This window comes from Terriglobia bacterium (assembly GCA_020072565.1).
GTDB lineage: Bacteria > Acidobacteriota > UBA6911 > UBA6911 > UBA6911 > JAFNAG01.
Genome location: JAIQGI010000087.1, coordinates 1 through 15,019, shown reverse-complemented (window position 1 = coordinate 15,019; position 15,019 = coordinate 1). Strand labels below are relative to the sequence as shown.

Annotated in this window: 14 protein-coding genes; 7 read left to right on the top strand and 7 right to left on the bottom strand. The window is 52.5% G+C overall.

The window, feature by feature from the left end; genetic code table 11:
- Positions 1 to 111: 111 nt before the first annotated feature.
- From LAP85_28050 to LAP85_28035, 4 genes are all read right to left on the bottom strand, one after another.
- Entirely contained in the window at positions 112 to 1,077 is a 966-nt protein-coding gene (locus tag LAP85_28050) for a hypothetical protein (protein ID MBZ5500266.1), read from the bottom strand.
- Positions 1,078 to 1,412: 335 nt separating this feature from the next.
- Positions 1,413 to 2,045, bottom strand: a complete 633-nt coding sequence (locus LAP85_28045; protein ID MBZ5500265.1) for an NUDIX hydrolase — start codon at positions 2,043 to 2,045, stop codon at positions 1,413 to 1,415.
- A 31-nt stretch (positions 2,046 to 2,076) separates the two neighbouring features.
- The gene (locus tag LAP85_28040) at positions 2,077 to 3,894 is read right to left on the bottom strand and encodes an aminotransferase class V-fold PLP-dependent enzyme (protein ID MBZ5500264.1); all 1,818 of its coding nucleotides are present in this window, start codon (positions 3,892 to 3,894) and stop codon (positions 2,077 to 2,079) included.
- Complete coding sequence (locus tag LAP85_28035; GenBank protein MBZ5500263.1) at positions 3,878 to 5,128, bottom strand: hypothetical protein; 1,251 nt, start codon at positions 5,126 to 5,128, stop codon at positions 3,878 to 3,880. Before LAP85_28035 ends, LAP85_28040 begins: the two co-directional genes overlap by 17 nt.
- 992 nt (positions 5,129 to 6,120) lie before the next feature.
- Here LAP85_28035 and LAP85_28030 point away from each other — a divergent pair.
- From LAP85_28030 to LAP85_28020, 3 genes are all read left to right on the top strand, one after another.
- Entirely contained in the window at positions 6,121 to 6,357 is a 237-nt protein-coding gene (locus tag LAP85_28030) for a hypothetical protein (protein ID MBZ5500262.1), read from the top strand.
- A 77-nt stretch (positions 6,358 to 6,434) separates the two neighbouring features.
- Positions 6,435 to 6,932: a hypothetical protein gene (locus LAP85_28025; GenBank protein MBZ5500261.1), complete on the top strand. Its 498-nt coding sequence runs from the start codon at positions 6,435 to 6,437 to the stop codon at positions 6,930 to 6,932.
- A gap of 1,539 nt (positions 6,933 to 8,471) precedes the next feature.
- Complete coding sequence (locus tag LAP85_28020) at positions 8,472 to 10,538, top strand: ATP-binding protein (GenBank protein ID MBZ5500260.1); 2,067 nt, start codon at positions 8,472 to 8,474, stop codon at positions 10,536 to 10,538.
- Positions 10,539 to 11,016: 478 nt separating this feature from the next.
- Here the strand turns inward: LAP85_28020 and LAP85_28015 are convergent, their stop codons facing one another.
- A complete protein-coding gene (locus LAP85_28015) occupies positions 11,017 to 11,133 on the bottom strand; it encodes a PEP-CTERM sorting domain-containing protein (GenBank protein ID MBZ5500259.1) in 117 nt (38 codons plus the stop codon).
- A gap of 292 nt (positions 11,134 to 11,425) precedes the next feature.
- Here LAP85_28015 and LAP85_28010 point away from each other — a divergent pair, with 292 nt between their 5' ends.
- The 4 genes from LAP85_28010 (at position 11,426) to LAP85_27995 (ending at position 14,441) form a co-directional block, all read left to right on the top strand.
- Positions 11,426 to 11,764 (top strand): hypothetical protein, encoded by a 339-nt coding sequence (locus tag LAP85_28010; protein ID MBZ5500258.1) that lies wholly within the window; start codon positions 11,426 to 11,428, stop codon positions 11,762 to 11,764.
- Between the two features lie 85 nt (positions 11,765 to 11,849).
- Positions 11,850 to 13,340 carry an IS21 family transposase gene (gene istA, locus LAP85_28005; GenBank protein ID MBZ5500257.1) on the top strand — a complete coding sequence of 497 codons (1,491 nt, stop codon included), beginning with the start codon at positions 11,850 to 11,852 and terminating at the stop codon, positions 13,338 to 13,340.
- The gene (gene istB / locus LAP85_28000; protein ID MBZ5500256.1) at positions 13,306 to 14,085 is read left to right on the top strand and encodes an IS21-like element helper ATPase IstB; all 780 of its coding nucleotides are present in this window, start codon (positions 13,306 to 13,308) and stop codon (positions 14,083 to 14,085) included. The genes istA and istB overlap by 35 nt, the downstream gene beginning before the upstream one ends.
- On the top strand, positions 14,082 to 14,441 hold the full coding sequence (locus LAP85_27995) for a hypothetical protein (protein MBZ5500255.1): 360 nt from the start codon (positions 14,082 to 14,084) through the stop codon (positions 14,439 to 14,441). The genes istB and LAP85_27995 overlap by 4 nt, the downstream gene beginning before the upstream one ends.
- On the opposite strand, the gene LAP85_27990 is transcribed toward LAP85_27995, so the two are convergent.
- Complete coding sequence (locus LAP85_27990) at positions 14,403 to 14,639, bottom strand: hypothetical protein (GenBank protein ID MBZ5500254.1); 237 nt, start codon at positions 14,637 to 14,639, stop codon at positions 14,403 to 14,405. The two genes, LAP85_27995 and LAP85_27990, sit on opposite strands and share 39 nt — an antisense overlap.
- Positions 14,640 to 14,821: 182 nt before the next feature.
- The coding region (locus LAP85_27985) for a hypothetical protein (protein ID MBZ5500253.1) at positions 14,822 to 15,019 on the bottom strand (198 nt) is incomplete at its 5' end.

Below are 15,019 nucleotides of genomic sequence, written 5' to 3'. Positions count from 1 at the left end.
GATGTTGTTTCTATCTCCAAGATTGTTTTTGATTGACGATGGTGGACACTTCAGTGAGGATGTCAACTGCCAGCGTCGCTTCGCTCCGACACTGTCCACGATCATTCGGAATCACTGTCCACGATCATCGGAATCCGCATCCAGGAAACTGATCGTGGCTGACTGGAGAGATTTTTCTACAAAGAAGATGATGCGCTCCAAACATTTCTCTTTCAGACCGCGCATGAAACGTTCAATATGAGGGGACAAGTTCGGAGAACGCGGCGGCAGTCGCACAGGCTCAACTCTGCCTTCCTTCAGGGTGATCCGGAACGCTTCGGAAAATTTCGCGTCGCGATCCATCAGCAGATATCGCTGTTGACAAAGGAATCCATCTTCGGGGTCGGTAACATTCCTGGCAACCTGGAGCATCCAATCTTCATCCGGGTGCGCCGTGAGGCCGGCCAAGTGCACCCGGCGCGTCGCCAGTTCCATGAAGAATAACAGGTAGTAGGTGATCAATCCGCTTTTTGTCCAAACCGTGATCGTCGTGAAATCGACCGAGGCAAGCACATCCCAGTGGGCATTGAGGAAGCTTTTCCAGGTCGACTGGCGCTTCCGGTCAGGTGCCGGCTCAATTCCGTGGGCTTTCAGAATGTTCGCCACCGCCGCATCCGAGATTGCATACCCGAGATTCTGGAGCGCACCCTTGATGCGTCTGTAACCCCAGCGCGGGTTTTCCCTGGCCAGCTTCAGAACCAGGTCCACGGCCTCCTGCGAAACAGGGGGCCGTCCTACGTTCTTCCGCCGCCCGCTGAAGTCCCAATGCCGCGCAACAAGCTCCCGATGCCAACGCAGGATCGTATCTGGAGTAACGATAGCGGCGAGCTGTTCGAGCATCTTTCTCCCGAGGATTTTGCCTTTGACGGCTGACCGGCGCCGCTGGTCGTCGTTGAGCAAGATTCGTTTTTTCCCTAGTTCCTGCCGGAGCACTCGGTTCTCTGTCAGAAGGTAGTCGATCGCATCCTGTTGGCTACGATTGACCCAGCCGGCGAGGATCAAAAGGAACAGCTGCCAGAGCTGCAGGATTGCTTGCACATTTTCCTCCGGATACGAGGTGAAAATCTACAGCATCGGGCATCCATAACTGCCTGTCAAGCAGCGCATCCGTCGAAACGAGCAGCCGTGGCAAATAATTCCCATCGCAACGATTTGTGGTTAGGCCGATTATTTTTACCATACGGGAGCCGAGAATCGGTTTGGGTGGCAATCTTATCTTAATCCATCAATAGAAAGACTCCACGGTTGCAAACAGCGTGTCCAGCACCGACTGCGACAGAGTGTCAAACTCCTCTCGCACAGCGACAAAGGTCGCGCGAAAGGATTTAGTGTACAGAGCGCGTCTCGCACCACATTTCATAAACGTCGTACTTCTATATCACATGTAAAATCCCTTTCAGATCGTCCAAACCAAACTTCCGGCGCAGAAATCGCAGGTGCACAGAGGCAACATCATATTGAAAAATCTCATTCACTGGGACAAAGGCAATGCGATCTATTTCCGCCGACCGTGGCTTTATATTTCCGATCGCGAACGACTCCTTTAACCATTCCACACCATTCACAGGATAACATCTGAAATAGAAAATTAAGTGTAATGGACCCGGCTCTTCTTTGATATTGGGGCCCGCATCTATATGTAGCAGCTGAACAGGGGTGATTTCGATGCCTAATTCCTCGTAGAGCTCGCGCTTCAAGCAAAGCGCAAGAATATCATCTTGATCATCTAGGCTCACATTCTGCAATCCTTCAACAACAGGGGATTCGAGCGATCCTCCAGGTAACCCCCACGCTCCCTTTCGCCGATAACTGTGCCGTACTAACAAAATTTCATTTGGAACAGTGCTTTCATCGAGGACTACTGCAACACCACCCACAACCCAGTGTCTCGTCAACAATCCCCTCAAAATACCTGCAACCCGCGCTGGGAGCAGCCTCCATATCTTTAAACTAACCCAATGCACTGCAGGAATTGCTTCAATAAAACGAGCTATCCACGAAAGCATTAAGAATCACCTATGCCCTTTTTTTGCCTCCTTATTTCAAGCTTTTGCATAACAGCTTTCTCAACTCAGAAATCTCACGAAGACTAGCATAGTATGGTACCGTTGTACGAACGAAAGCTTTACCCTTACCTTTCAACCTAATCACAAGCGCCAATGATCCGATGTCAATTAGTCTTCTCTGCAGATCATCAGAGAATTCTTTATCATCCCTTGGAGAAATGCCAACAATAAAAGAATGCGTGTCAGTCCCACTGTCACTAATTCCAAGTATTTCAAATTCCGACCCAAGGGACTTCAGCAATCTTGTCCGCAATTCTCGTGACTTTTTCCACATCACCGTAAATCCATACTTGTCGATCATCTCCAACGCGCCTCTAAAATTGCACATTGCCATGCCACTCGTTGTTCCGATCGGTATGGCGATGCCATCATCACCTTCGTACCACAAATCGACCGGAACCGGTTTTTTCCAAGCATCCTTAGTGATAATAACGCCTATTGGTTCCCTAGAATAAAGCCATTTATGACCACTAAAGACATAAGCATCCCAGTAAGAACAGCCCTGAATAATCTTGGCATTGCCAACACCATGCGCGCCGTCGATGACAACTTTGAATCGACTTCCAATATGGTTTCGAACCTCTTTCAGAATTATCTCCAAAGGCACATTTATACCATTGGCCCAACATATGTCACTGATAAGAAGAGCGGGAAACTTATTGCTACGAATAGCGTTTTCAAGCGCCTCGATGATGGCAGTGGAAACAGCATCGGCACATTTCATCGGATCCTCGTGGAACCAACGGTATTCATGCCTGCACTCAACCGCTGTAATCGCATAGCGCCCCGAAAGCCAGTCTGCGACTCTTCTTTCGGACAAATGTTCATAGGGCGAGAGCACAACGCAGTCTATTTCGGGCCATTTGCTGAGGCACAACTCAAGAGCGCGGCTTGTACCATTAGTATATGAAAAATGAATGCCATCGGCCATAGAGGGATCGACAAGCAATTTCCTAGATAACTGACTGCATTGAGCAGCTATTTCCGCTAGCCACTTTGCGGCCTTTGTACTTCCAGGTGTGAGTCGATCACAGTGGCGGATGAGTTTATTAGCGCATTTTGTGGCATACACGATACCTGGCGAAACAGCGGAACCGAGAAAATGAGCTCTTTTAGGCGAATATCGATAAGGGTAAAGCGGACCCGCCATATCCATAATTTGAACATCCGACCAAAAGGTCAAAAGCCAGTGCGCGAGTTGAAAGCGGCGCCAGAAGAGTCCGCATATCGCCGCCAAAATGAATGCCCCTAGCGCTGAAAATGTCGACCATATTAGATCATTGGCTTTCAACACGACAATGAATGTAGGTTTGAATAGGTATGAAAATGTGTTGAATTGAACATCATATTGGAATCCCGACAAGCGCGCCATAGCATCAGACCAGGAAATGAATGCGCAAAATACGATGGCTGTAAGCCAATGGACAATCTTCCATCGATTCGAGAGCGGGACAGCAGATGAACCATGAAGTGTTGAATGTTTATATGCAACTATGCGGGCAATGGCTATTGCGATTGGCAAAAATAGCGTCAATGTGACAAGCAAAAAGGCTTCTTTTTGTATGGGCCAGAGACGAACAAGGCGAAACGAATACCATAACGATTGGATTCCATCTGTGGCCCGCGAAAAACGGCGAATGTCGAGGAGTGCAATGGCGGCAATACCGCAATCTATCAGCAACAACCAGGGGACATAGCCGATACGTACAATGCTGGCTATCTTGTGCCTCAAATGATCTCGACCGGGTACAAGAAGTGGCGAGGCGATCGTATTAGTCTCGGATGTCATGTAGATCCTGTTGGGTTAAGGTTGAGTAAAGGTTATATAGCGGCCCATGGGAACCATCGGTTATCTTATAAATCGTATAAGTTCCCGTGGTGTTCTCGCCATTTCTAAAAGAATATTGTTGGCACAGGCCATAAAACGTATCGTTCGTCAGCGATGAGGCAATACAAGATCTGGAGATCGATCCCATATCTTTGCATTTGGAAATGGCCTGGGAAATGATCTCCAATGCATCATAGCCAAATTCTTCATAGCTTGGCAATTCTGGATTGCGGCGGGCACTAAAGCAGGGAGGTAGGTGTTTACAGAGACCGAGGTCGGGAACGGGAGAAGTGAGGTATGTAGGGAAATTATAAACGTGGAGATCCGGTGAAATGCAGCCGTCAGTTAATACGATGGTGGGTATATCGGTGGTTGCTGAATAAACCTCATGCATCGATTCGAGGAATTGAACAGCTGTAGAGCCATAGCCTACAAACAATACAAGGTTGGCCTGGGAGCGATGAACTTCCTCGGAAATGATGCGAAGGGGGGGTCTGTCGATGTCAATGTCCAGATTGTGTTTGAAATGGTCGGCGGGAAGAAGAAATTTAAATCGTTGGAGCAAATAGTCTGAATAGACTGCTGAATCACCCGAGACATCGCGCACGATATAAACTTGAGATGCGTGTAAATCGCTATGTATTAAATGAACCAGTGCGGGTGCTTGACCAACTTGGTCATTAAGAGGTAGTCGAAAGAGGGTTTTCCCAGAGACCTCTGGGTTTGTTGATATGGGCAGCAGGACGGGGATGGAGGCGGGCAGATAGTGCGCCGCGGCGAGTTTGGTGGTGCCTGAGGATGAATGACCAATTACGGCGAGCGTTGCAGGATTAGCCGCATAGCGCGCGGCCAGAGCGGCAGCCTCTGTTGGATCCCTAAAGTCGTCCTGATATTGAATGGAGACGAGATTGAGGATCGACTTAACGGATTGGGAGCACTCATATGCGAGCTTCACACCATCAACCATGGCAGCAGCCTCTGCCTTGTTTGTGGCGTATTTGAGCTTAGTTGATGTAGTTTGGGAGATTCCTTCGCCAGCGACGAGGATTAAAAACCGGTCGTCTTTTGGGGGCGATAAGGGGATGGATTGCAAGGAGTTGCATGCCATGAAAGCGAGGGAGAACGGAAAAAAAATGAAAAGAAAGGCGTGCGCAAGATTAGCCTTAAATAGAGGAGAACGACAAGATAAATTCATTTAGGCTCCATTGACCGAAATGTGAAGAAGAATGTCAGTGCAGTAAAATATTCTTGATAGGAAAAGGAGGGATGGGCGGTTGAGCGTGGTTAGGGAGTATGGGAAAAGGAAAAGAGTAGCATCATCCTGTGATACCAATCCGCTTTCCTCCAAAACCTCTACGATTTGGTGTTGTATGATAGCTTCTTAGCACAAAATGTTGATAAAGCACAAGACTAATATATTTTGATCGTTTCGTGGAGCAGAGGTAAGCGGTGGGCGCGCAACGGTTTTGTTGACGCGGAGGCAGTTTCCAGTGGCTGGTGCCGAGTTTAGCTGTTGATCGGGTAAGGCGGAAGTTGGCTGAGAGTGGCAGGCAGGCGTTGATTTGCGGGAACCGCGTACGGATTGGCGAGGCGCAAAAAAGGGGCGGTGCGATTGATTTGGAATACCTGGGCGTGTCCAGCGGCCCATGTTGTGCGACCATTTTGGGCTTTAGAGTACATGGCAATGTTTGCGTCCCGTCAAGGACTGGTTGAGGCTGGAGGGGTGCGCCCGCTGCGCTGGGCATCCGGTGTGCGGCTTGAAACGCCGAGGGCGCGATGGAAACTCTTACATCATTTCTGAGTCGCTCGCTCTTATCAAGAAGGTGGCTTCGTAATGCTTGATCTCACGTCGAGCCTGAAAACAAAGGAATTACGTTTTGATCGGCGCCGGAGCTCGACATAACCCCAATTCTTGGAAGTTAGCGAGATAACGTAGGTGGCTCTGGGTTCCAAAGGCCTGCTTATTTCAGCCTTGGACGTCACGCGCTACGCGGAAACTAGCCGAAGATGCTCTATCGCCGGGTTGACCTTCCTTGTGAATCGTGCCGCCCGGAACCGGTTCAACGCATTGGATTGAACGTCCTGAGCGCCCCTGTGAGTTGTTGCAATTGAGTACATTTGAAATTCGCTTTGACCACACTTTGTCCAAACGCTTCAGGACATCGGCTGGCCGTTCTTGGAGGAAACATGGAAGTGACCCGCGAAGAACAGGAAACCAACGTCGTGACCAACGCAGCAAGCCGCGAATGGGATTTCTGGACCTTTGATCCAAGATTCGTCCGCCGCCTGACCAAGCTGGGATGGGAACTCAAAAAGGATCACCAGGGCGACTGGAGTTGCAAGATTCCGCGAGACCGGATCAAGATCATGAGACCTGAGAAGCGAAAGACCCGGCTTTGCACTATCCCTAAAGCAGCATTCTGATTCCTCAGAAACACACGCACGTGCAGATATGGCAGATCAAAATCCCTCGGCCATAGTCTGACAAGGGGCGGGGAGAGATGAACAAAAAAAAGAGCGCATTATCGCACAGCCGGAGACGCCCTTCGACCGGACGCCACGAGGCTGGCTGCCGGGTTTGTGTTCATCCTGAACGGGAGCAGATCGAAGCCGAGTGGATCGGCTGGGCCCATACAACCAAACTGGCGAAGCGGTACGGCCTGAGCCGCGATTCTCTCTACCGGCATTGTCACGCACTCGGCCTGTTCGAAAAGCGGAGGCGCAATCTCCGGGCAGCTCTTGAGCGGCTCGTGGAGGAGGCGGAAACCGTCCAGGTGAACGCTTCGGCTGTCGTTGCTGCAGTCCAGGCACTCGCCAAGATCAACGCCGCCGGCCAGTGGGTCGACCGGACAGAGCAGGTCAACCTGAATGAATTATTCGAAAGAATGACCGTCGAGGAACTGGAAACCTACGCGCGAGAAGGCACCTTGCCGGATTGGTTCACAAGCGTCGTGGGTGCCACACCCATCACCGGTCAGGAGGCCCACGGCGATGAGTAGCGCATTCTGGAATAGGCACGGGTAAGATGACAGTGAACAGCCCAGCGACGTAAATCCCGGCACTTTCGAGCTCGGCACCGCCGAAAGTCGCGCAGCAGCGCGTTTGCTTGCCGAGAAACGGAATCAACCTACGGGATGGGTGACAATCCATGCGGTCGGCACCCGGCCACCGGCGGGAGAGCCACAGATAGGCCAGTGGTTGAAAGTGCCAGGAGGACCAGCAATTCGGAAAACCTACAGCCTGCCGCCCCTGGGCGCGACACCGTCGGACGATCAGGAGCACAAAGGAAATGGATAACTGGAACCCATTCAAAGGCAAACGGGCAGAGCGCCAGCTTGAACCCGCGACAAATCCCGGCCCAAAGCCGGGTGACTTTCCGCTCGGCTCCCTGAAGTCACGCGCAGCAGCGCGTCGCGCTCTGGAGCGCTGGAAAACGTCCGCATGGATGACTCAATTCATCTTGAAGCTTCCAAGGAGACCCTGGGATCCCAGCTGTGAAGAATGCCCAGGAGGGGAGAGGCAAATCGTCATTGTGGATGACAGGTTATCGGAGGGAATGGAGCCGCTCTAATGAACGAGCCGAAACCCGGGAATTATCCGCTGGGAAGTCTGGAATCTCGAGCTGCTGCGCGCTCCATCCTCGAAAGATCAGGTCGGAAATCACGGCTCATGATTCTTCATTGAGGCTTCCCGCGGCCCCCTTGGGCTCCCAAGACCCTGGCTGAACGCTACAGACATCCCCCCCCAGAACCGGGGTCAGACGGAAGAATCTTTATGGACCTATACACCGATGAACTCGAAGAGCTTGAAGAATGGTTGAAGCGCAATGACAAATAGACATCAGAAACCAGACCACACAAACGAGAGTCTAACGAATCCGAAGCCAGGCACGTTTAAGCTTGGAAGCCTTGAAAGCCGCGCTGCCGCAAGGGCTTTGATCAAAAGCAAACCTAAAACGGTGATCCGGGTAGTATTTGTCGGCAAGAACCGGAGCGGAGAGCCGCTGCCTCCAAGCAAGGCGATACCCGGCTCGAACGCGTTAATTGAGTACGCATACGACGATGAGCCCACAAGCGGTGACACATCCAGGTAAAGGAAAGGAATCCGCCGGGAGAATGTCGCAGGACGGAGCTAAGCAGGGGCGCTACAGCACCTCAAGATGCGTTGGGGCGATCCCAAGCATCATCAAAGGCAATCCTGATCGAGATGAGATTTGCACGTCGCATGTGGAACGAGACAACCTCACGATGAGGACGTTTCTTAGAAGGCTAACCAGGCTATCCTTGGGCTTCTCCAAGAAGCTGGAAAATCTAAAGTATGCCGTGGCTTTGCATTTTGCCTTTTACAATTTCTGCCGCATTCACAAAACGCTGCGAGTCACACCGGCGATGGAGGCTGGAATTGCAGATCACGTTTGGACAATACAAGAATTGCTTGCGGTCTGAGGCAATAGGAATTACACTAGCGGCCAAGATCCGATGGCGGTCGGGTCTCTCACCGAGATAGGCGCAAACCTATGAGAAGGGAGGTTTGTGCTTATGTCAATTTCTTGTTGGGTTGCGCAAAACCCTTCAGTGATCCAGCCCATGAAATTGAACCTCGTAGGCAAGATCAAAAATACGCAACTTCCACGCTCCAAGGCCCTGTTTCCGATGTTCGAAGCGGTTGTGAATTCGTTTGAGGCAATCGAGGATATGAATGCTCCAGACACGTCGCGAAGCATCGAGATTGTTGTGGAATGCGATGACAAAGGATTGCCTGGCATTGAGGGCTCCATCAACGGGTTTACGGTGATCGACAATGGTATTGGGTTTACCGAGAACAATCTGGATGCCTTTTTTACTTCCGACACGCAGTACAAAGTCAGTAGGGGAGGAAAAGGGATCGGGCGGTTCATATGGCTAAAGGCTTTTCACTCTGCAGAGATCGAGAGTCACTATCGCGAAAACGGAAAGCTGATGAAGAGGGTGTTTAAATTCACTATGACATCAGATCAACCCAACGGCCCCGCAACAGAATCCAAAGAGAAGGGACCGAAGACGACAGTTCGGCTAATAGGAATGCAATCTCCATACAAGGAAAATTGCCCACAGGATCTTAGAATCATTGGACATCGTCTCATCGAGCACTGCTTGCCCTTCTTCCTTGATCCGATGTGTCCCAAAGTGACCATCCATGACGGAAAGGACCATATTGACCTAAACGATTACTTTCGGGAAACCTTCGCTGCTAAAGCCAGCAAGCACCCTTTTAAGATACGCGACATGACATTCACCCTGAAGGGCCTGCGCCTTTACAATCCTTACGAAACACAGCACCGGCTCATTTATGCCGCCAATTCACGGGAGGTGTTCCCTGAGAGGCTGGATAAGTACCTTCCGAACCTGCAAAGAAAGCTGACCGACGAGGGTCGTCCGTTCGCGTATCTGGGATTTGTGGAAGGCGAGTATCTTAATCAGCACGTCAACGGTGAAAGGACAAACTTCTCATTTCCGACCGATAAGGCAATAGATGGGATGTTTGATGAAATCACCCTCGACGCCATTCGTGATGGCGCCCTCGGCTGCGTCTCCAATGACTTGGAGCCCTTCCTTGAAGAGATCAATACCGAAAAGCGGACGACAATCAATTCGTACATCACCGAAGAGGCTCCGCAATACAGACCGCTTGCGCGCTACCTGGACGAATTCATTGACCGAATTCCTCCGGGTGCGAAGGGCCATGCCTTGGAGATGGCACTATATGAGCAACTTCACGCAAAACAGCGGGAACTTAAGCAGGAAAGCCACAAGCTAATGGAGGAAAGCGACGAAACAGCGCTCAGACCGGAGGAGTACGAAGCGAAATTGAACAGCTTTCTAGAACGCGAGAATGAGCTGGGAAAATCGTCACTCGCCCAATATGTTATTCACCGGAAGGTGATTCTGGAGTTTTTGGAAAGGAGCCTTCAGGCGGATCCAGAGACGGGAAAATATCCGCTGGAAGAGATCATCCACAAGATCATCTATCCGATGCGTACGACCTCGGACGACGTACCCTATGAACAGCAGAACCTCTGGATCATAGACGAGAGACTCTCATATCACTGGTTCCTAGCTTCAGACATGCCATTGGATGCAGTTAGAGTATTGGAAAATTCTTCTGAGTCGCGGCCCGACATCATGATTTTTGATCGGGCGTTGTCATTTACAGAGGATGACGCAGCCTTGAATTCGCTCGTCATCATAGAGTTCAAGAAACCCGATCGATCCAATTACCCAAAGGAAGATCCAGTAGATCAGGTATATCGGCTCATTCGCGAAATCAAAGGTGGGCACTTCAAAGACAAGGCTGGTAGGGAGATCAAAGTGCAGTCTGAGCGAATTCCAGCCTATGCTTACGTGATCTGTGACACAACCAAACAGATCGAGGACATTGCCAAAAGTAAAGGTATGCTGACCACACCCGACAACCTCGGCTATTATGTTTACAATCCAAATTTCTCAGCCTACGTTGAAATCATTTCCTATGCGAAGCTGCTCCGGGATGCGAAGAAACGAAACAGAATCCTCTTTGACAAGCTGCATCTTGCTAAAAACTTATCTAATCGGACAGAGACGCTTTAAGTTTTCTATCTCATCAGCAACACGCTGTCAGAGCACCACCGACGGCTGTAATGGGGCCTTATGTCAACTTCCGCCTCTCGTACCGCACACAAACGCGACTATAAGCCATTGCAACGTTGAAAGATACGGAATTTTGCACACCTCGGACAACACGCACACACACCTAGGAAAACCGTACCCTTCCCAAAACATGGGCGTCGTGTATCAGGACCGTTGCAAACCTAACGCACCTGGCGCGCATCCCTGCACCTTCGGGCCATATTCCGGCACTTTCGTGCCATATTCCCGCACTGTTTCACCGAGAAACGACTGTAGCGAGTTTTCCGAAACTATCCACTGGCGGTCTACTCTCTTCCCCTGTAGGCTGCCGGACGCCAGGAGCTTTCTGATTTCACGGGGAGGCAATTCGGACGGCACAAACAACAAGAGCCGCCCGAGAGCGGCCCTTGTGAGCTATTCGATTTATGCTGGCAAATCGTTAGTTCTTCCTGCGCCATGCGGCAAAGCCGATCACGCCGAGGCCAGTGCCGAGGAGAAGGAGAGATGTGGGTTCGGGGACGGCGTTGCTCGTAATACCCAGCGAAACATCGGTAATCGCAGGAGCGCACGCCCCATGTCATCGATCATCTGAATCCGTACTTTTCTGAACACCCGCCGGAATAGATACCCGCAACATCATCCGCGCCGCAGGCGCGGAGTTCATCATCATCTTCGTGTAATCTTGTGCGGAAGGTCGAGTAGAGGAGACCCCGGTCGTGTCCTCGACCGGGGTCCATTGGCGGTACCTCTCGATTGAGAGGGTGTCTACACTGCCGCCATTAAGCTGCCATGATCGGCAGCCGTTGTCCAGTCTCGCCTTTGGGTGAGAATGCGACACACGGCTGAAGATGCTCTCCGGCAAAGGTTTTGCCGGGCACAAGGGTGCGGCGCCATATTCTGGATCTGCCGCCGGTGTGACCGGGGCCAGCAGTATTGCAGCGACCATTGCCGTGGCAAAGCACGGCGGGAGCAACGTCGAGCTGCGAATCTGCGTCATCGGCGAACTCCTGAAGGGAGACTCGACCAACGGGACCGTCAACAGTCCTATCGACGACGACTGGCGGCAGTTTCCGTTATGGATCAAGGTTCCCCCGTCATGCCTTCCCCTGACAAAATCCTCACGCCGGCGCTTCACCCACCGGCTGTCGCCGAAAATGGCGGCAAACAAACCCAGGAAACCAGAGTGATTCATGATCCCGGAGCGCCTTACTGCATCATCTGCGGCCAGGCAGGCCGGTTTGTGAATCCTTTTCATCGACTGAGGTGATTGCCATGATTGACGAGGAAACCCGCGCCCGGATTCGCCGCTTGTTCTATGCCGAACACTGGAAGGTCGGGACGATTGCTCACGAACTCGTTCTTCACCCGGACACGGTCAGCATTGCCGTGGAAACCGAACGGTTCAATAACACCAAAACATTACGACCCAGTGTAACGGACCCATATGCCGACTTCATTCGCGAGGTTCTGGCAAAGCATCCGCGCCTGCGGGCCACACGACTTTTCCAGATGATCCGGGATCGCGGCTACTGCGGCAGTGTGGTGCAGCTGCGCCGGGTCGTCGCCTGCCTGCGCCCCGCCCACAAGGAAGCGTTTCTTTGCCTGCGCACTTTCCCGGGCGAACAGGGACAAGTTGACTGGGCCCATTTTGGCGAAGTTTCTTTTGGCCGGGCCCGTCGGCGGCTCTCCTGTTTTGTCATCACACTCTCTTATTCCCGAGGGTTGTACCTCGAGTTCTTCTTCGACCAACGCATGGAGAGCTTTCTACGCGGCCATGTGCACGCTTTTGCCGACTGGAAGGGCCTTCCCAGAATCCTGTTGTACGATAATCTCCGCAGCTGCGTGCTCGAGCGGCGCGGTGATGCTATTCATTTTCATCCGCGGCTCCTGGAGTTGTGCGCCCACTACCACTTCGCTGCACGCCCTTGCCAGGTTCGTGCGGGCAATCAAAAAGGGCGGGTCGAGCGGGCCATACGGTATATACGGGAATCCTTCTTCGCCGCCCGCCCGTTTACCACTTTGGAGGATTTCAACCGCCAGGCCCTCGCCTGGCGCGATCGGGAAGCCCACGGCCGCCCCTGGCCCGGCGGCGATCACCGCACCGTAGCGGAGGCCTTCGCGGAAGAAACGCCACGCCTGCTGCCGCTGCCTGCACACCGGTTTGACTCCGATCTGCTCATCACGGTGCAGTCGGGCAAAACCATCTACATCCGCTTCGACCTCAACGATTACTCGATCCCTCCGGCAGCCGTCGGTCGCCCGCTCATGCTGGCCGCTTCAGAATCCACGGTGCGCATTCTCGACGGCAGCCAGGAGATTGCCCGCCACCGCCGCTCTTACGATCGCCGCCAGCAGATTCTCGATCCGGCGCACCAGGAAGAGTTGCTGAAAGAAAAACGCAAGGCGCTTGGCTCCACACGCGGCGGCCGGCTCGCCCAGGCAGTCCCCGAAAGCGAGGCCTTGCTCGATGCCGCCTTCGCTCGCGGCGAGTCCGCCGGCAGCCAAACCACTCAACTGCTGAATCTCCTGGACCTCTACGGAGCGAGAGAGGTGCGTGCCGCCGTTTGCGAAGCTCTTGATCGTAAAACCCCACGCGCTTCCTCGGTAGCCTTTATTCTCAACCAACGCCGCCGCTCCAACAAACGTCGAACACCGTCCCCGGTCGACCTGTCGCGTTACCCGGAACTCGAAAACCTATCCGTCACCCCACATGCCTTGGAGACTTACGATGACCTTGCCAAAGACGACGACCCCGACGAGTAACCTGAACACGAAACTCGAGAAGATTGGCTTGCGGGCAGTCGCGCAAAATCTCGATGACTTTATCGCCCGGGCCACAACCGGCCGCTGGGCTCCACGTATGATGCTTGAACAACTGTCGGAGATCGAAGCCGACGATCGTTCGCGCCGAAGCCTGGAACGTCGCCTGGGCCTGTCGGGAATCAAGAAGTTCAAACCCATGGCCGACTTCGACTGGAACTGGCCCGAGAAAATCGAACGGGACGTCATCGAACGCGCTCTCACGCTGGACTTCATCAAAGAGGCACGCAACCTGGTCATGATCGGCCAGAATGGCTTGGGAAAATCAATGATCGCCAAAAACATCTGCCATGCCGCAGTCATGGCTGGATACTCCGTGCTTTTCCGCTCTGCTTCCGCTTTGATCGAAGACCTGCAGTGCGAATCGCCAGCAACCCGAAGAAGGAAGCTGCGCACGTACGGAAATGCCGGCCTAGTCTGTGTCGATGAAGTAGGTTACTTGTCCTACGACGACAATGCCGCGGATCTCCTCTATGAAGTCATCAATCGCCGCTACGAACGACGTTCCGTGATCGTGACCACCAATCGGGGTTTTAAAGAATGGAACGAGGTCTTTCCCAACGCCTCTTGCATTGTCACCCTGGTCGACCGGCTCACTCATCATGCGGACGTCACCAAACTCGAAGGCCAAAGCTACCGTCTGCGCGAGAGCGAACTGGAAGCAGCGGCAAGGAGGAAAAAGAAATGATCCGGGAAATCCCCGAGGAAGATGACAACGAATATCTGTCAGCGGTTTTGAAACTTTACCTGGAACTCCCCGAAACCCCGTCCAGAGCGGGTCCTCACGACCGAAAAAGCGCTGCCGCCTTGTACGCACGAGGGATCGAACTGGCAACCGTGGAATCGGCTCTTCTGCTGGCGTCCCTGCGCAGGCTCGGTAGGCCGCATGATCTGCCGCCACTCTCTCCGATACGCTCGTTGGCTTACTTTTTCCCGGTGATCCAGGAACTCCTCGACACCCCGATCCCCGATGACTATCGCGAGTATTTGCGCAGGAAAGTTCAATCACTCGACAGCAGGAGTCGGATTACAAAATGCAGCTGACCGGCGGGTGTTCAAATAAATACGTTTCCTCACGATCGGCAACACCCCATAGCCCACATCTGAAGAGAGGTTGAAGCTCGTGAAATATTCTCCTGAACCGGCAACAAAACCTTCGAATATCAATCCAGCTGAAACATTAGGAACGCTCATGCTGGGGAATGTATACGTCGCGAGATTGGTCGTGATGCTCAGGCTCATGGGGCTCGTCCCTCCGAGGCTTCCGAGATTAAACCCGAACATGTCGTACTGTGGTATCGGATTAATTGTTCCAGGAAGGGGAGTCCAAGAGTTACTCAAAAACACCGGAACGGAGTTGCCGTACACTGTCCCTGTCCCTACGATGAGGTTGTCTGCAGTCGTGTAAGTTATGTCATGCAGGGTCACAGGATTTCCAGGGAAACAAAACCCGACGGGGCAACTGAAGAAGTTCTCGAATTGTGGGTCTTCTCCAAAGTGAGTGGGTAACTTTTCGGTCGTAATCCACTCTTTGATCTTCCAATGAGTTTCCTTACCAGTGCCTCGGCGGTTAAATCTTTTGCAAGCTGGGGGCCGCAGGCTTCGCGCCAAACAAAGTGCAT